General features: G+C 70.5%; 13 protein-coding genes. 4 read left to right on the forward strand and 9 right to left on the reverse strand.

The annotated features are described in order from the left end of the window. Window positions 1-53: 53 nt before the first annotated feature. Together pepN and ACFY0U_RS03095 are read left to right on the forward strand one after the other, a co-directional pair. Window positions 54-2,627 carry an aminopeptidase N gene (gene pepN / locus ACFY0U_RS03090; RefSeq protein ID WP_388629297.1) on the forward strand — a complete coding sequence of 858 codons (2,574 nt, stop codon included), beginning with the start codon at window positions 54-56 and terminating at the stop codon, window positions 2,625-2,627. Window positions 2,628-2,849: 222 nt separating this feature from the next. Then, complete coding sequence (locus ACFY0U_RS03095; protein WP_388629299.1) at window positions 2,850-3,896, forward strand: hypothetical protein; 1,047 nt, start codon at window positions 2,850-2,852, stop codon at window positions 3,894-3,896. Between the two features lie 127 nt (window positions 3,897-4,023). Here the strand turns inward: ACFY0U_RS03095 and ACFY0U_RS03100 are convergent, their stop codons facing one another. The 9 genes from ACFY0U_RS03100 to ACFY0U_RS03140 all read right to left on the reverse strand — a co-directional run bounded on the left by ACFY0U_RS03100 (window position 4,024) and on the right by ACFY0U_RS03140 (window position 12,546). Further along, a complete protein-coding gene (locus ACFY0U_RS03100) occupies window positions 4,024-4,692 on the reverse strand; it encodes a hypothetical protein (protein WP_388629302.1) in 669 nt (222 codons plus the stop codon). Between the two features lie 56 nt (window positions 4,693-4,748). Beyond that, window positions 4,749-5,918 (reverse strand): glycosyltransferase, encoded by a 1,170-nt coding sequence (locus ACFY0U_RS03105; protein ID WP_388630424.1) that lies wholly within the window; start codon window positions 5,916-5,918, stop codon window positions 4,749-4,751. Between the two features lie 163 nt (window positions 5,919-6,081). Next, window positions 6,082-7,221 (reverse strand): serine hydrolase domain-containing protein, encoded by a 1,140-nt coding sequence (locus tag ACFY0U_RS03110; protein WP_388629305.1) that lies wholly within the window; start codon window positions 7,219-7,221, stop codon window positions 6,082-6,084. A 109-nt stretch (window positions 7,222-7,330) separates the two neighbouring features. Continuing rightward, window positions 7,331-9,097 carry a TIGR03767 family metallophosphoesterase gene (locus ACFY0U_RS03115; RefSeq protein WP_388629308.1) on the reverse strand — a complete coding sequence of 589 codons (1,767 nt, stop codon included), beginning with the start codon at window positions 9,095-9,097 and terminating at the stop codon, window positions 7,331-7,333. A 240-nt stretch (window positions 9,098-9,337) separates the two neighbouring features. After that, on the reverse strand, window positions 9,338-10,210 hold the full coding sequence (locus ACFY0U_RS03120; RefSeq protein WP_388629310.1) for a hypothetical protein: 873 nt from the start codon (window positions 10,208-10,210) through the stop codon (window positions 9,338-9,340). After that, window positions 10,207-10,596 carry a hypothetical protein gene (locus ACFY0U_RS03125; protein WP_388629313.1) on the reverse strand — a complete coding sequence of 130 codons (390 nt, stop codon included), beginning with the start codon at window positions 10,594-10,596 and terminating at the stop codon, window positions 10,207-10,209. Before ACFY0U_RS03125 ends, ACFY0U_RS03120 begins: the two co-directional genes overlap by 4 nt. 139 nt (window positions 10,597-10,735) lie before the next feature. Beyond that, window positions 10,736-11,194, reverse strand: coding sequence for an NUDIX hydrolase (locus tag ACFY0U_RS03130; protein WP_388629316.1), 459 nt, complete (start codon window positions 11,192-11,194; stop codon window positions 10,736-10,738). Window positions 11,195-11,203: 9 nt separating this feature from the next. Continuing rightward, window positions 11,204-12,100: a pyridoxamine 5'-phosphate oxidase family protein gene (locus ACFY0U_RS03135; protein ID WP_388629318.1), complete on the reverse strand. Its 897-nt coding sequence runs from the start codon at window positions 12,098-12,100 to the stop codon at window positions 11,204-11,206. A 2-nt stretch (window positions 12,101-12,102) separates the two neighbouring features. Continuing rightward, complete coding sequence (locus ACFY0U_RS03140; protein ID WP_388629321.1) at window positions 12,103-12,546, reverse strand: VOC family protein; 444 nt, start codon at window positions 12,544-12,546, stop codon at window positions 12,103-12,105. Window positions 12,547-12,656: 110 nt separating this feature from the next. Between ACFY0U_RS03140 and ACFY0U_RS03145 the strand changes: the two genes are divergently transcribed. Then, a complete protein-coding gene (locus tag ACFY0U_RS03145; protein ID WP_388629324.1) occupies window positions 12,657-13,184 on the forward strand; it encodes a CGNR zinc finger domain-containing protein in 528 nt (175 codons plus the stop codon). 239 nt (window positions 13,185-13,423) lie between these two features. Next, entirely contained in the window at window positions 13,424-16,717 is a 3,294-nt protein-coding gene (locus tag ACFY0U_RS03150) for a S8 family serine peptidase (protein WP_388629326.1), read from the forward strand. Window positions 16,718-16,753 lie beyond the last annotated feature (36 nt).

A 16,753-nucleotide genomic window follows, 5' to 3' on the forward strand; every position in this document is an offset into this window, starting at 1 on the left:
TGGCAGGATCGGTGCTGTCCACATACCGAACACCACCCCAGGGAGTGCCGCCCGTGCCCGGTGAGAATCTGTCCCGCGACGAGGCCCGGGAGCGGGCCGCCCTGCTGTCCGTCGACGGGTACGACGTGTCCCTCGACGTCCGCTCCGCCGTGGCCGGCGGGGACGAGGCGCCGCGCACCTTCCGCTCCGTGACCACGATCCGCTTCCGGTGCAGCGAGCCCGGCGCGTCCAGCTTCGCGGACCTGATCGCGCCGAGTGTGACGGCCGTCTCACTCAACGGCAAGGATCTCGACCCGAGCGAGGTCTTCGACGGCTCCCGGATCGCCCTGGAGGACCTGGCCGCCGACAACGAGCTGGTCGTCGACGCCCAGTGCGCCTACTCCCGTACCGGCGAGGGCCTGCACCGCTTCGTCGACCCCGAGGACGGCGAGGTCTACCTCTACACGCAGTACGAGCCGGCCGACTCCCGCCGGGTCTTCGCCAACTTCGAGCAGCCGGACCTCAAGGCCCCGTTCCGCTTCGAGGTACGGGCGCCGGAGGCCTGGACGGTGTGGAGCAACGGGGCCGGGGAGCTGTCCGACGGTGTCTGGCGCTTCGCGGAGACGAAGCCGATCTCGACGTACATCACCTGTGTGGTGGCGGGCCCGTACCACTACGTGACGGACTCCTACTCCCGCGACCTGGGTGACGGTACGACGCTGGAGATCCCCCTCGGCGCCCTGTGCCGCAAGGGGCTGGCGAAGCACTTCGACGCCGACGACGTCTTCCTGATCACCAAGCAGGGCCTGGACTTCTTCCACGAGCACTTCGACTACCCGTACCCCTTCGGCAAGTACGACCAGGCGTTCGTGCCCGAGTACAACCTCGGCGCGATGGAGAACCCGGGCCTGGTGACCTTCCGCGAGGAGTACATCTTCCGGGGCAAGGTGACACGGGCGTCGTACGAGGCGCGGGCCAACGTCATCCTGCACGAGATGGCGCACATGTGGTTCGGCGACCTCGTCACCATGGTGTGGTGGGACGACCTGTGGCTGAAGGAGTCCTTCGCGGACTTCATGGGCACCTTCGCCAATGTCGGCGCGACCCGCTTCGAGGACGCCTGGATCACCTTCGCCAACCGCCGCAAGGCCTGGGCGTACCGCGCCGACCAGCTCCCCTCCACGCACCCGATCACCGCGGACATCCGCGACCTCCAGGACGCCAAGCTCAACTTCGACGGCATCACGTACGCCAAGGGCGCCTCGGTGCTGAAGCAGCTGGTGGCGTACGTCGGTCAGGACGCGTTCCTGGAGGGCGCGCGGCGCTACTTCAAGCGGCACGCGTACGGCAACACGCGCCTCGGTGACCTGCTGTCGGTCCTCGAGGAGACCAGCGGCCGGGACATGGCGGCGTGGTCGCGGTCGTGGCTCCAGACGGCCGGGGTCAACTCCCTCACCCCGCAGGTGCTGCTGAACCCCGAGGGCCTGATCGACGAGCTCGCGGTGGTCCAGGAGGCCGCCGAGTCGCACCCCGAACTGCGCCCGCACCGGGTGGCGGTGGGCCTGTACCGCAAGGGCGCGGACGGGACGGTCGAGCGGTACGCGCGCGTCGAGGTGGACGTGGAGGGTCCGCGGACGGTCGTGGCCGAGCTGGCGGGTGCGCAGGCGCCGGAGCTCGTGCTGGTCAACGACGACGACCTGACGTACTGCAAGACGCGGTTCGACGTGGGCTCCCTGGAGACCCTCAAGGGGCATCTGGGGGACATCACCGACCCGCTCGCCCGTGCGCTGTGCTGGTCGGCGCTGTGGAACATGACGCGGGACGCGCTGCTGCCCGCCCGGGACTTCGTGGACCTGGTGCTGCGGTTCGCGGGCCGGGAGTCGGACATCGGCGTGCTCCAGATGCTGCACGCGTGGGCGAACTCCTCGCTGGTCAACTACGTGAGCCCGCAGTGGGGTCCGACGGGCGAGCGGCTGCTGGCCGAGGGTGCGCTCAAGGAGCTGCGGTCGGCGGAGCCGGGCAGCGAGCACCAGTTGGCGTGGGCGCGGTTCTTCGCGACGGTGGCGTCGGGCGCCGCCGATCTCCAGCTGCTCCAGGGCCTGCTGGAGGGAACGGCGGAGATCGACGGCCTGGAGGTGGACCAGGAGCTGCGCTGGGCGTTCCTGGAGCCGCTGGCCGCGCACGGGGTCGCGGACGAGGCGACGCTGGCCGCCGAACTGGCCCGCGACGACACGGCGTCGGGCAAGCGCCACCAGGTGCGCTGTCTGGCGGCCCGTCCGTCGGCGGCGGTGAAGGCGCAGGCGTGGGCGCAGGTGGTGGAGTCCGACGCCCTGTCGAACGCGCTGGTCGGGGCGACGATCTCGGGCTGGAACCAGTCCTCGCAGCGGGAGTTGCTGGCGCCGTACGCGTCGAAGTACTTCGAGGCGATCGAGCGGGTGTGGACGGACCGCTCGATCCAGATCGGCATGGACGTGGTCGGCGGTCTGTTCCCGTCGTTGCAGCAGTCGCGGGCGACGGTGGAGGCGACGGACGCGTGGCTGGCGGCGCACGAGGACGCGGCACCGGCGCTGCGCCGGCTGGTCCTGGAGGCGCGGGACGACCTGGCGAGGGCGTTGCGCGGACAGGAGTGCGACGCGGCGGCGGGATGACAGGCTGAACTCCTGATCTCTGCCCAGAGCTTGGGCTCTTGGTAGCCGTTACGAAGTTCAGGCAATTACGACCGTAACCCCTGGTCCAACCCATTCGGACCAGGGGTTTTCGGTGCCTACTCGGCATCCGAACACCCGTCCTTTAGTACCGTCTTGTCCGCATTCGTCGACAGGCGCGTAACAGCGGTTAGGAATCAGATCAACGGCGGGAACACCCGCTGCATGAACCACAACACCCCGGTCCCCCCGCTCTCCCCCCGCCCGGTCCGCCACCTCTCGGAGGTGCACCGCCGGGTGATGACGGCCGCGCAGTTGAGGTCGCACGGCGTCTCGTCGGCCGAGACGAACGAGCAGTGCCGCCCCGGCGGCCCCTGGCAGCAGATCCTCCCGGGCGTGATCCTGCTCCACCCGGGCCCGCCGACCAGCGAGGAGCGGCTGCACGCGGTCCTGATGTACGCGGCGAAGGAACGCGCCGCGGGGGTCCCGGCCCAGCCCGGAGCCGAGCAGCCGCACGCCCCGACGTACGCGGAGGCGATGCTCACGGGCCTCGCCGCCCTGACGCTGCACGGCTTCACGTCGGCGCCCCCGCTGATGTCCCAGGACCGGCTGGACGTCCTGGTCCCACGGCTGCGCCGGCTGCGCTCGACGGGCTGCGCCCGCATCGTCCGTACGACGTCCATGCCGGCCCCGCACCTGGTCACCGGCCTCCCGGTGGCCCCGGTGCCCCGCGCCCTGGCCGACGCGGTGGCGGAACTGTCGGACGCGGGGGTGGTGCGCCGGCTGCTCACGGAGGCGGTCCGGGGCGGGCACTGCGAACCGGCGGCGGTGGTGCGTGAGTTGAACAACGCGAAGCTGCTGAGCCGCCCGCACGTGGTGGACGCGGTGGACTCCCTGCTCGCGGAGGGCAGGGCGATCGCGGAGGACCGCCTGTACCGCATGGTCCGCGAGCACGGTCTGCCGGACCCGGTGTGGAACGTCGACCTCCGCCTCCCCGGCGGCCCTCATCTGGGCGGCCTGGACGCGTACTGGCCGGAGCAGGCGGTGGCCGTGGAACTGGACACCCGGGCTCCCCGCCAGGACGAGGACGCCCTGTGGTCGGAGTACGCCCGCAAGCGCGAGCACCTGGAGCGCCTCGGCATCACGGTCGTCCACATCACCCCGAAGAAGCTCCGTGAGTCGACGGAACAGCAGGCGGCGGTGGTCCGCACGGCACTGATGGCATCGAGCGACCGCGACCCGGCCGCGTATGTCGTGGTGCTGCCCAGGTAACCGGCGCCGACCGGGGAGGAGGGGCCGCCGATCGGAGGGGGATCGGCGGCCCCTCCTTATCGAGCGGATCTTCGACTTTCCCCTGAGTCATTGTCGATGATCATCAGGCAAAGCGAATGTACAGAATTCATCCCTGCCCCCTCGGAAATCCGATCTGCGCCAACTCCTCGTCCAGATCGCCCAGCACGACATCCGGATTCAGCGCGGAGACGACGTCCTGCGTGAGCGGCCGCTGGGCATAGACATGCCGCACGGCGTCAAGATCCACATCGACCTCGTAGTACTCCTCGGCGAACTCCTTGTAGGCCTCGGGCCGCCCGTCCACCAAAACCCCGAAGAGCCACTCGGCACTGCCGTAGTCCTCGGCACCCGGCTCGGGCGCACCCGATCCCCACTCCGTGTCACCCCGCTCCCGCCAGAAGCACACCGTCGCCAGCGGCGTCCCGTCCTCGTCGGTGAAGGCGGGCTCGCTGACATAGGCCCGGAGCGCCTCGGGCAACCCCTCGAACAGCCCCGGCCAAGGCTCCGGCGGGCTCACCCGGTACGGGCTCATTTCCGACTCGTGGTCGAACCCACGGGCGTAGGCCCCGGCTGCCGAGAAGACGATCGAGTACTCGTTCCCCGACCCGTCGCTCATCGAGGCCGCCTCCTCCGTCTCCGACCAGCCGGCCGAGAAGGAGTAGTACCGAGCCTCCCAGTCCCGGCTCAGCACGGCATCCAGCACGGCGAGGGCCCGGCACCGGTCTCGGACGACTTCGATGGCGGGCAGAGCACGCGTCACTTCGTGAACAGACATCCCCCCATCCAACAGGCCCCCACTGACACCGCCTTCGCGCGGGCGGGTGGGGCCCCTCAGTACGGCTCCGGCTGCGACCGCCGACCCACCGTGCCCCGTACGCACCCCTCGACGAGCTCCGCGTACGCCGCCACCATCCGTGTCCGGCTGAACCGCTCCCGGCTCGCCTCCAGTGCCGGCGCCAGTGCTGCCCGCCCCGCCGCCGCCTCCGACCAGGCGGCCGCGATCTCGGTCGCGTCCGGGGCCGTGACGAACCCCCGGCCCGCCACGATCGCCGCGCTGTCGCCGACGTCCGTGGTGACCGGTACGGCGCCGCACATCATGCCCTCGATGAGGCACAGCGGCGCCGCCTCGCCCCAGGAGGAGGTGAGGGCGACCACGTCCGCGCCCGCGTACACGGTCTCCATGTCCCGCCGCACGCCCAGGAGACGCAGCCGGTCCCGGTCGGGGGCGAGCCCCGCGGCGAGGATGTCCGCCGTCAGGGCCGGGTTGGTCTCCGTCATGCCCGTCCCGCACATCACGACGTGCCCCTCCGGCTCCCGGCGGAGCCACTCGCGGGCCGCGTCGAGGAAGAGCGGCACGTTCTTCATGCCGTCGTAGCGGGCGGCGAAGACGACCACCGGAGCGGCGGCCGCGACCCCCAGTTCCGCGCGGAAGGCCAGCCGGCGCACGGCGTCCGGGCGGAAGCGCAGGAGGTCCACCCCGTTGGGGACGACATGCAGCAGCTCGGCCGGGATCCCCGCCGTCCGGTACGCCGCCCGCGTCGACTCCGCGCAGCAGACGCAGGCGGCGACGGTGCCGTCCGCGATGGCGGCCTTGAGGCTGTCCAGGGCCTGGCCCTGGTTCTCCGGATCCGAGCGGTGCAGACAGACCACGACCGGGCGGCGCGGCAGACCCGCCTGGTTGAGCAGGGCGAGGGGCTGCTCCTTCAGTGACAGGATCACGTCGGCCTGCGCCATCGCCCGCGCGGTTTCGGCCAGGTCCGGGCCGCTGAAGTCGGCCGAAACGCCGTGCACACGATCGAGGGCGGAGACCACCACACCGGCCGAGGTCAGCGCGCGATGGCACGCGTCGTCCTCCATCCGCTGACGAGTGGCCTCCCGGTACACCTCCCCGTGCAGACTCAGCACCCGGTGCCGCTGGCCGCCCTCCACCAGGCCCAGCACGACATCGGAGTGCGCGATCCGCGCGCCACCGGAGAAGAAACCCTCGTAGACCGACAGCACCCGCAGTCCGTGTCCCGTACGCACACGACCACCCGCCTTGCACTCAGATCGAGCCATCCCCGTGAAGTGCGGGTTAGCCGATATGAGGCGGTACGGACATTACGTACGCATGAACTGCGCGCTTCGTGTCTGGGTCGGCGCAATTACACCGAAACGCACTGATCTACTTGCCGCAGAACTCCGCCTCGATCACGGCATCGCTGTCCCCCGACCAGTCCCCGTTGAAGTTGAAGGCGAGCGAGTGCCGGCCGTCCGCCGTGGTCACCGCCACCGAGTTCGAGCCGTGGATGCCGCCGTCGTGGCCCCAGACGTGGACGCCGCACGAGAGCTCGCGGTCGATGAGGCCGAGGCCGTAGCCGGCGTTCGGGTACTCCTCGGCCGCCACCGTGGTCTTCATCTCCTTGAGCTGCTTCGGCGGGAGCAGCCTGCCCCTCAGCAGGGCCGAGTAGAAGCGGTTCAGGTCGGCGGAGTCCGAGATCATCTCGCCCGCGGCCGAGGCCAGCGAGGGGTTCAGCTCGGTGACGTCGTACGTCGGTCCCGTCGCCGTCTCGGCGAGCTTGGAGTAGCCGCGGCTGCTGGGCTTCGGGAGGGTCACCCGGGTGCCGGGGACGGAGGTGGCGTCCAGGGAGAGGGGCTGCACGATCCGCCGGCGCACCTCGTCCCCGTACGACCTGCCCGTGACCTTCTCGATCACCATGCCCGCCAGGACGTAGTTGGTGTTGGAGTAGTTCCAGGACGTGCCCGGCGCGAAGTCCGGCTTGTGGGTCATCGCGATGGCGACCAGGTCCGCCGGGGTCTTCGTGTCGTAGCGATGCTCGAAGAAGCCGTCCTTGAGGAAGTACGTCCTGCCGAAGTCTTCGTCGGCGGTGTAGTTGAAGATGCCGCTGGTGTGGTTGAGGAGCTGGCGCAGGGTGATGTGGCGGCCGTCGTGGCCGCTGCCGCGGACCGTGCCCGGCAGCCACTTCGCCACCGTGTCGTCCAGCGACAGCCGCCCCTCCGCCTCCAGTTGCAGCAGCACGGTCGACACGAAGGTCTTGGTGATGCTGCCGACGCGGTAGCGGTCCCGGACCGAACGCGGCTGGTCCGTGCGGAGGTTGCCCACACCGGCGGTCGTGGACCATTCGCGGTGTCCCGTCCGCGCCGTCGCCGTCACCCCGGGTACGCCGTCCTGCACCGCGGCCTCGATGGCCTCGCGGGTCGTCTCGTGGTCACCTCTGGCGGGTGCCGCCGCGAACGCGGGGCCCGCCAGGGCCAGTGACAGCGCCGCGGCGGTCGCCGCCACGAGAGTCGTCCGTACGGTCATGTCTCTCCCCTTTGTGCTCTTCGTCGAGCGTGGTCGGGGGGTGAGACACGGCCGATATCACCGAGGTTGAGACGGGTACGCCGGTTGAGCGGGTTTCAGCCCTTCCGGCTCAGCCCTTCTTCAGGACCAGCTCCGTGTTGCGGTCGCCCTTCTTGCCCGCCAGGTCCGTGCGGCCGCCGGGGGCGTTGTAGGAGAGCTCGCGGTACAGGGCCGACAGGCCGGTCTGGGAGAGGTCGGCGAAGTCCGTGCGGTGCGGGGCCGAGGACTCGACGCAGGTGGTGAAGAGGGAGATCGTGCCGTCCTTGTTGTCCACCAGCTCGACGACGCGGGCGAGTTGGGGGTAGTCGACGTGGGAGGCGGTGGAGATCTCCCAGAAGGAGCGGCCGTTGCCGACGGCGTGCGGGGTGATCTCGTTGCGGTGGATGTGACCGTTCACCCAGGCGAGGACGTTGCGGTGGCGGCCGAGCAGCGCCACGACCTCGGCTCCGTTGTGCCGGCGCTCGCCGGGGCGGGCCGGGTCGGGGCGGGTGTTGTCCATCGACTTGCTGGTGTGGTGGCTGAAGACGACGGCGTAGGAGTCCTTGTTGTCCTTGAGCGTCTTGTCCAGCCACTTCATCTGGGCCGTCCCGATGGAGCCCTCGTAGTGGCCGCCCGCGTCGGTGGTGTCGAGGCTGATGCCGATGACGTCCTCGGCGATGCGGAAGGAGTAGTACTGGGTGCCCGCGTCGAGGTTGGCCGTGGAGTAGCCGTGGCCGACCGGGCCGAGGCCGCGGTAGGCCGGGTCCAGGTGGGCCCGCACGTACTCGCGCGGGGTGAACGGTGCCCGCAGCTCGTCCGGCGTGACCGAGCGCATGTCGCGGGTGTGGGCCTTGAGGAGGTCGCGGAAGCCGACGCCCCGGGGGTCCTTGGCCTTCTTGATGGCGTCCTGGAGCTTCTTGGCCTCGGCCGCGGGCAGGCTCATCAGCTTCTTGCCGCCGACGGCGTACTCGGTGAGCCAGGAGTCGCCGTGGGAGGCGTAGCAGCCCAGCGGCATGGAGTCGTGGTTGCCGACCGTGGAGTACCAGGGGAGGTTCAGGCCGGGGCTGTTCAGCTCGCGGATCGCGGCGGCGAGGAAGCCGTCGAGGTGCGGGAAGCCGCGCTGCTTGTCGGCGTCGCGGACGGTGGTGTCGGGCTGCCAGTACTGCTTGAGCCCGCTGTTCTGGACGCCCTCGTAACCGCGCGGGTCACCCGTGTTGGCGGTGATGCGGCCGCCGCTCATGACCTTCAGGAACCACTCCAGCTCGGACTTGGCGTTGTTGTCCGTGTTGTCGCCGGTGGTCATGGCGAAGTGCAGCGGCGCACCGGTGACGGGACCGCCGCGCAGCGCGTTGACCCGCTCCACCAGGGCGATGGCCCCGTGCACGGTCAGCGCCTCCTGCGGGCGCCAGGCGTGCACGTCGGTCGAGCGGAGGTACTCCAGGCGCAGCGGGTGCTGGGCGTCGATGAGGTGCAGATCGGTGAGCTGGACGAAGGCGGCGAGCGCGGTACGGCGGCCCGCGCGGCCCGTCTTCGGTGCGGCGAGCTCGCTGCGCACCACCCGCTCCCAGCCGGGACCGTCGCCGAGGCGGCGGAAGCCGGAGGCGGTACGGGCGGCGGCGACGGTGGCGACGGTCGTGCCCCGGGTGTACGGGGCGAGCGGGACGGCGGGGGCCTGCCGGGACTGGGCGACGGGCGCCCCCTGGGCGGCGGTGCCGGTGCCGGTGGTGGCGGCCTGGCTGTCGGTGGGCCGCAGGGCGTAGCCGACACCCGCGGAGACGGCCGCGGCGCCGGTGGCCGCGAGGACGGTACGGCGGTTGACCGCCAGGGCGGAGGTGGCGACAGAGCGTATGCGCGACATGGCGCGGTCTCCCCGAGTGCGAACGCGTCGGCAGTGGTCGCGGGCCGCTCGCTGTCGCGAACAACCCGCTCGCTCTGGATCGTTGGCACCGGGAATGACCTGCGCGTGAACGAGACCGCAACGCGCAACGCCGATCACCGTACGTGGATCTTGGCCCACCCTCCGCGCCCACGACCGCTCCTCGAACGGCCGGAAGGCGGTCACTCCGTGTTCATTTTCCGGGGTAAGGGAGGGGAACGGTCACAGGACGGTGAAGCTGGCCTTGACCTCGTCGTAGATCTCCAGGGCCTGGGATTCGATGCCGGGTTGGTACCAGGTGTTGATCTGGTACGACCTGCCGTCCGCGCTGAAGCCGAGGAGCCGGGCGTGCCAGGGAACCCCGTCGAGGGTGAAGGTGTACTCCCAGACGACCGCCGGGTGGTCGCGGAACTCTGTCGCGTCCAGACGGATCTTCCGGTAGCCGGTGCCGTCCTGTGCGTCCTGCTCCGACGTCCGCCATGTCTCCAGAAGGTCGCCGCGGGCCAAGGCGGACTTGGCCACGAGCTCCTGCTTGCCGTCGGGGGAGGTGTAGTGCACCTCGGCCCCCGAATTCTCGGAGCGCTGCCAGTCTTCGGGCGGCGCCCAGGCGTAGCCGTCCCCCTCCTCGTACACGCCTGAAGGGGCGGCCGAACTCGGAAGAATGACGCTTTCCACAGCGGTGGGACTGGGCAGAACGGTCGGCGTGGCGGGAGACGATGCGGCCTGGTGCCCGGTCCCGAAGAGTGAGAGCGCGGCGCTGAGCCCGATGCCCATGCACAGCGCCGCGGCGAGCGCGATCGCGGGCAGCAGCCGCCTGTCCCGCCCCGCAGGCACGGTCTCTCCGACCTCGACGGTCGCGTCCAACGTGTAGTGGACCGTCGACGTCGGCGCTCCCGGCACCACCGTCTCTGCCCCCAAGTCCCGTTCCCTCAGTCCCCGTTCCTCCACCACCTCCACATCCAGCAGCGACGCCACGTACCTCCGCCAGAACGGCAGATCCCGGCGTCGTCCATGCTCGATGAGGTGGTCCAGTGCCTCCGCGCGGGAGTCGGTGAGGGATGCCCAGTACCGCTCGGCGAGGCGAGGTCGGGTCATGATTCGAGTACCTCGCCGGCCGGGGTCGAAGGCTCGGCCGGCGCCACCGCTTCCGGGGTGCCGCCCGCGATCACCGCCTGAAGGACTCGCGCGCTGCCGAACTGCCGCAGCAGCGCCGGCGCCGACGCGCCCACGGCCACGGTGGCCAGCGCCCCCGTCAGTTGCGGAGCGAAGAGCCAGCCCGCCCCCGCCCCGAGGCAGACCCGTGTCAGCGCGGCCAAGGCGTCCGAGGGCGGATCGACGTACTTGTCGAAGCGCGGGAGCTTGTCGCGGCGTCTGTTCCGCGACAGCGCCCGGTGCCTGGCCGCCTGCCACGTCGCGATCCGCCCGTAGAAGACGACGATCTCCACGACGAGGCCGCCCAGTGCGCCGTATGTGATGGACATCGACCACTCCATGGCCGTCCCCCTCGGCGATGGCGATGCTTGCGGCCGAACTCCCTGCCGCGTCCGCGGCGTTCAGCATCCCAGACAGGCGTCCCATTCGGGAGGGAAACGGCACAGAGAGGTCAGGGTGGGGGCCCGGCTACTCCCGGACGCCTGCCACCCGCCCCGCCGCCGGTCGCTCGCGCCACAGGCGCAGACCGATGTCGACCAGGGACACCCGGTTCAGTTCGGGTACCGCGTCCAGGTCGTGCCAGGCGGCCATGTCGGTGGAGCCGCCGATCTCGGGGCGGAGTTCGCCGCCGGTGATCCGGCCCTCGTAGACGAGGCGGAGGCCGTGGTGGTCGACGGTTCGGCCGAAGCGGCGGGTGTAGGTGTGGCGGCGGGTGTGCACACCCAGGAGTCCGGTGACCTCGATGGTGTAGCCGGTCTCCTCGTCCACCTCCCGCAGGACGGTGTCGTACGGGTCCTCCCCGTGTTCCATCCCGCCGCCCGGCAGGGTCCACTCCGGCCTGCCGTCGCCGCCGATCCAGCGGGCGAGCAAGAGTTTGCCGTCACGGACACACATGGCGTAGGCCGCCACCCTCAGTTTCCTGCGCATGTACGGAAGTTAGCCCGCCGGCTCCGGATTCGCGGGCGAGTATTCGGGCGCCGACCAGCGCAGCGGCACCGCGGAGGGCGTCTCGACGACCTCCCGCACCGTGAAGCGCACCCGGCGTTCCGCCCCGGACGCGCCCCCGAACTCCGTCCGCGCCTCACCCGTCAGTTGCAGGGTCGTCCCCGTCGTCCAGTCCAGGAACAGCAGCCCCGCCCTGGGGTCGGCCGCGAGGTTGCCGAGGGTCAGGAACATGGCGTTGCCCGGGTAGTCCCGCCAGCTCAGCTCACGCGGCGAATCGACGTGTACGAAGCCGGGGTTGCCGCCCCGGTGGCTGGCCTCGGCGGCGGTGCCGGAGTGCACGGTCGCCATGAAGAAGGTGTCGGCGGACGAGATGAACTCCTGTTGTCCAGGGTCCAGTTCGCCTCCCCGTACCGCGACTCCCCTTCTCCGGTCGCCCACCACCTCGTACGACTCTCTCCTCTGGAGGTATTTGGGGCAGTTGGCGAACACCTTCTCCGCCTCCACCGCGAATCCCCGTGCCGTCGGCCGCAGTCGGCCGTTCAGGCGCATGCGGCGGCGGGTGCGGGGGTCGAGGGCGATCGTGCCGACGGGTGTGCCGGGGGTGGTGAGGGCGGTGGCGAGCGGGTCGGTCTCCGGGACGCCGCCGGCCACCGACATCCGGTGCGGTCCGGTGGCCCGGGCGAATCCCGGCGTTCCGGAGAGCGGTGACGCCCAGACCCGGCCCGTGGAGGGGTCCGCGGCGCCCACCACCAGCAGCGGCTGGAGTTCCAGGAAGGCCGCCGCGACCGGCTTGACGCCCTCGCCGATCGCCCGCCCCACGTGGTCCGCCTGCTCCCGCACCCCGACCCGGTCCTGCACGGTCCGCGAGCCCGCGTGATAGACGCCCATGGCTAGAAGAATCCGCAGGTGGGAGCCGACTCGACCGGTGCCGGAGCGCCCTCGGCGCCGCTCGGCACGGAGATCTCCAGGCGGGTGCCGTCCGGGTCGTGGAAGAAGATGCCGCCCGAGGCCGCGCCCTCGCGGTGGGCGACGACCCCGTCGTAGGCGAAGTCCACTCCGTACGTCCGCAGCGCCTGTTCGTACTCCCTGACGCGGTCGATCGAGTCCGCCTCGAAGGCGAGGTGGTGCAGTCCGGCGCGGTCGCCGTCGAAGCCCTTGCCCGCCTGCTGCCAGAGCGTGAGGACGAGGCGCTCGCCGTCGCCCAGGAAGGCGTACCGCCGGCCTTCCTCCTTGCCCTCGCCGATCAGGGCGAAGCCCAGGACGTCGCGGTAGAAGGCGAGGGAGCGGCCGAGGTCGGTGACGTTCAGACCGATGTGGCCGGTGCGCAAGGTCATGGCTGTCCCCTTCAGCTTGCCTAACCTGTCACAACAACATTAAGGGTTATAAGCGGCCCGCGCAACCAGTCACGTACCCTTGAGCGGTTAGCACGGAAGGGAGCCCCCACATGTCCGCCGATCCCCGCCCTCTCATCGGTGAGCCCCTCGCGCTCGACCTGCTGAACACGCGCTGGATGCGGGAAGGGGCCGTGCAGGATCTGCTGACCGACATCGACGGGCTGGCGGTGTGGCTCGGGGCCAACGCGCTCGACGGGCGATTCGAGGCGGACGCGCTGACCCTGCGGCATGTGCTCCAGACGCGGGACGCGTTGCGCGGGGCCGTCCACGAGGGCGCCGTGGCACCGCTCGACGCCGTCCTGGAGCACGGCCGGATCCGGGCCACCCTCACCGCCGAAGGGCCCGGCGAGGTCCCGGAGTTCCACGACCCCACCTGGGGTCCCGCCTGGCTCGCCGCGCGCAACTACCTGGAGCTTCTCTCCGCCGCGCCCGACCGGATCCGCGGCTGCGCCCACGAGGCGTGCATCCTGCACTTCTTCGACACCTCACGGAACGGCACGCGCCGCTGGTGCTCGATGGCGGCCTGCGGAAACCGGGCGAAGGCGTCACGGCACTACGCGCGCACCAAGGAAAGTTGAGGGCTGTACCAGAAGAACCTGAGAGACAGCGGGGCGAGTTGTCCCTTTGGTCGCTGATGCCCCTAAAGGGGATCGCGGGTTTTCCCCATCCGCCCATATCGATTCGGTCAACTCTCCCTAAACATCCTTCCCATGCGTAAAGCTGTGCGATCGTCCGGGGTCGCATTTCCGGACCTTCGCGGTCAGGACCGATCGGCCCCGGCCGCTACCGCACGTTCCTTTACCTACAAGGGATGCCGATGACCTTCACCCCCCAGCGCGAACCGATATCGGGCGGCGCGAGACGCGTGGTGCGTATCGCCGTGGCCGCCGGTCTCGTGGCCGCGCTCTCCGCGGCCGGGCCGATACCCCTGGCCGTCGCCGCTGCCGACGCGCCCGCCGCGGCCGACCCGAGCGTCAAGTCCGCCCACGACAAGCTCGGTTCGGACGACGCGGACCTGCTCGCCGAGGCGAAGGCCGACGGCGACAAGAACATCTCGCTGATGGTCGCGACCGCTCCGGGGCAGACCGAGCAGGTCGCCGAGCAGCTGGACGCCGTGACCGGCGGCCTCGTGGGCCGCACCTTCGACAAGGTCGGCTACGTCCGCGCCACCGTCCCCACCGCGAAGGCGGACGCGGCCATCGCCGCCGCCGTCAAGCTCTCCTCCGTGCACGGCATCGACCTGCGCCAGGAGATCCCGCTGGACGACCCGACGCCGAGCGCGGACACCGCGAAGGGCGCGGCCGTCAGCAAGGCGGCCACCCCCGCGGCGCCCGGCAAGAAGACCCCCGCCGAGAACCCGTACAACCCGTCCTTCGAGACGGGCGCCGTCGACTTCGTGGAGGACCACCCGAAGGCGGACGGCCGCGGCATCACCATCGGCGTCCTCGACTCGGGTGTCGACCTGGGTCACCCGGCGCTGCAGAAGACCACCACCGGTGAGCGGAAGATCGTCGACTGGGTCACCGCGACCGACCCGGTCGCCGACGGGGACGGCACCTGGCGGCGGATGAACAACCCGGTCGCCGGCCCGACCTTCACCATCGCGGGCGCCACCTGGAAGGCCCCCGCGGGCTCCTACCAGTTCAACCTGTTCCGCGAGTCGTTCACCGCGGGCGGCGACGCCGCGGGCGACTCCAACCGCGACGGCGACACCACCGACGTCTGGGGCGTCCTCTACGACGCGGCCGCCGGCACCGTCCGGGTCGACCTCAACAACAACTTCGACTTCTCCGACGACGAGGCGCTGAAGCCGTACAAGGACGGATTCCAGATCGGTTACTTCGGTACCGACAACCCGTCCACCGAGGTCGTCGAGCGCCAGCCGTTCGTCGTCGAGGTCCGCAAGGACGTCGTCTACAACGCCGCCGGTGCCAAGGCGGACTACGTCAACATCGGCGTCATCGAGTCCGAGCACGGCACCCACGTGGCCGGCATCACCGCCGCCAACGGCCTGTTCGGCGGCAAGATGAACGGCGCCGCCCCCGGCGCGAAGGTCGTCTCGTCCCGTGCCTGCACCTGGACCGGCGGCTGCACCAACATCGCGCTCACCGAGGGCATGATCGACCTCGTCGTCAACCGTGGCGTCGACATCGTCAACATGTCCATCGGCGGTCTGCCGGCGCTCAACGACGGCAACAACGCGCGCGCCGAGCTCTACACGCGCCTCATCGACACCTACGGCGTCCAGCTGGTCATCTCGGCCGGCAACTCCGGCCCCGGTGCCAACACCATCGGCGACCCCGGTCTGGCCGACAAGGTGATCTCCGTCGGCGCCTCGATCTCCAAGGCGACCTGGTACTCCAACTACGGCTCGACCGTGTCGAAGCCGTACGCGCTGATCCCGTTCTCCTCGCGCGGCCCGCGTGAGGACGGCGGCTTCACCCCGACCCTGGTCGCCCCGGGTGCCGCGATCAACACGATCCAGACCTGGCTGCCGGGCGCCCCGGTCGCCGAGTCCGGCTACTCGCTGCCGGCCGGCTACGCCATGCTCCAGGGCACCTCGATGGCCTCCCCGCAGGCCGCGGGCGCCTCGGCGCTGCTGCTGTCCGCCGCCAAGGCGAAGGGCATCGAGCTCACCCCGAAGACCCTGCGCACGGCGCTGACCTCGACCGCCGACCACATCAAGGGTGTGCAGGCGTACGAGGAGGGCGCGGGCCTCATCAACATCGAGGACGCCTGGGACTCCATCAAGGACGGCGCGACCGCCCACGACTACACCGTCAAGGCGCCGGTCGACACCGCGATCGACCAGTTCCTGAAGACGCCGGGCTTCGGCACCGGCATCTACGACCGTGAGGGCGGCCTGAAGGCCGGCGTCAAGAAGTCGTACGAGGTCACCATCACCCGTACGTCCGGCGCCGACAAGCCGATCTACCACGAGCTGCACCTCGAGAACAACGCCGCCGGCACCTTCTCGATCGTCGGCTCGGACGAGGTCAAGCTGGAGCTCAACAAGCCGGTCACCGTCAAGATCGCCGCGAAGGCGCCGACCGCCGGTCTCAAGAGCGCGATCCTCGAGGTCGACGACCCGCGGACCGAGGGCATCGACAAGCAGATCCTGAACACGGTCGTGGTCTCGGCGCCGCTGAAGTACACCTACTCGGCGTCGAACACCGTCCAGCGCAACAGCTCGCAGCACTACTTCGTGACCGTCCCCGAGGGCGCCAAGTCCCTCGAGGTCGCCATCGGCGGGCTGAAGGACAAGAGCCAGACCCGGTTCATCGCGATCCACCCGTACGGCGTTCCGGTGGACAGCACCAGCACGCCGAACTGCTACAACAACTACCTCGACGGCAACGGCTGCCGCCCCGACGTGCGTTCGTACGCCGACCCGGTCGCCGGTGTCTGGGAGATCGAGGTCGAGTCGCGCCGTACGTCGCCGGTGCTCGACAACCCGTACAAGCTGGACGTCACCGTCCTCGGCGCCGCCTTCGACCCGGAGGTCGTGACCGTGCCCGAGGCCAAGGTCGGCACCCCGGCCGCCGCCTCCTGGAAGGTGACGAACAACTTCGCCGCGCTCGACGGCAAGCTCGTCGGCGGCCCGCTCGGCTCGGCCAAGTCGGCCCGTCCGACCATCGCCGACGGCGAGACCCAGACCACCACGGTCGAGGTCCCCGAGGGCGCCAAGTCCCTCGACGTCACCATCGGCAACGTCTCCGACGCGGCGGCCGACCTCGACCTGGTCGTCCTGGACGGCAAGGGTGAAGAGGCCGGCAGCTCCGCCGACGGCGACTCGGAGGAGTCCGTCTCGGTGGCGAACCCCGCCGCCGGCACATACACCATCCAGGTCATCGGCTACGCGATCCCGGCCGGGTCGACGGCCTACGACTACCAGGACGTGTTCTTCTCCGCCGCCCTGGGCTCCGTCACGGTCGACGACTCGGTCGCGGTGAAGCTGGGCACGGGTGGCACCGCGGACGTCTCCGCGAACGTCACCGCCCTGGCGGCGGCCCCGGAGGGCCGTGAGTTCTTCGGTCAGGTCCAGCTGGTGAACGCGCGCGGCACGGTCGCGGGCATCGGCAGCGTGGCGATCGAGAAGGTCACCCCGTAAGTCACGGGTACCACAAGAGGGGCGGGCGTCCATCGG

The organism is Streptomyces sp. NPDC001536 (genome assembly GCF_042894505.1).
GTDB lineage: Bacteria > Actinomycetota > Actinomycetes > Streptomycetales > Streptomycetaceae > Streptomyces.

Bases quoted from the DNA above. Each gene is read 5' to 3' on its own strand.
- ACFY0U_RS03120 (WP_388629310.1), bottom strand. From the start codon at position 10,210: ATGACCCGACCTCGCCTCGCCGAGCGGTACTGGGCATCCCTCACCGAC.
- ACFY0U_RS03130 (WP_388629316.1), bottom strand. From the start codon at position 11,194: ATGCGCAGGAAACTGAGGGTGGCGGCCTACGCCATGTGTGTCCGTGAC.
- ACFY0U_RS03140 (WP_388629321.1), bottom strand. From the start codon at position 12,546: ATGACCTTGCGCACCGGCCACATCGGTCTGAACGTCACCGACCTCGGC.
- ACFY0U_RS03150 (WP_388629326.1), top strand. From the start codon at position 13,424: ATGACCTTCACCCCCCAGCGCGAACCGATATCGGGCGGCGCGAGACGC.
- ACFY0U_RS03095 (WP_388629299.1), top strand. From the start codon at position 2,850: ATGAACCACAACACCCCGGTCCCCCCGCTCTCCCCCCGCCCGGTCCGC.
- ACFY0U_RS03115 (WP_388629308.1), bottom strand. From the start codon at position 9,097: ATGTCGCGCATACGCTCTGTCGCCACCTCCGCCCTGGCGGTCAACCGC.
- ACFY0U_RS03100 (WP_388629302.1), bottom strand. From the start codon at position 4,692: ATGTCTGTTCACGAAGTGACGCGTGCTCTGCCCGCCATCGAAGTCGTC.
- ACFY0U_RS03110 (WP_388629305.1), bottom strand. From the start codon at position 7,221: ATGACCGTACGGACGACTCTCGTGGCGGCGACCGCCGCGGCGCTGTCA.
- ACFY0U_RS03125 (WP_388629313.1), bottom strand. From the start codon at position 10,596: ATGTCCATCACATACGGCGCACTGGGCGGCCTCGTCGTGGAGATCGTC.
- ACFY0U_RS03135 (WP_388629318.1), bottom strand. From the start codon at position 12,100: ATGGGCGTCTATCACGCGGGCTCGCGGACCGTGCAGGACCGGGTCGGG.
- ACFY0U_RS03145 (WP_388629324.1), top strand. From the start codon at position 12,657: ATGTCCGCCGATCCCCGCCCTCTCATCGGTGAGCCCCTCGCGCTCGAC.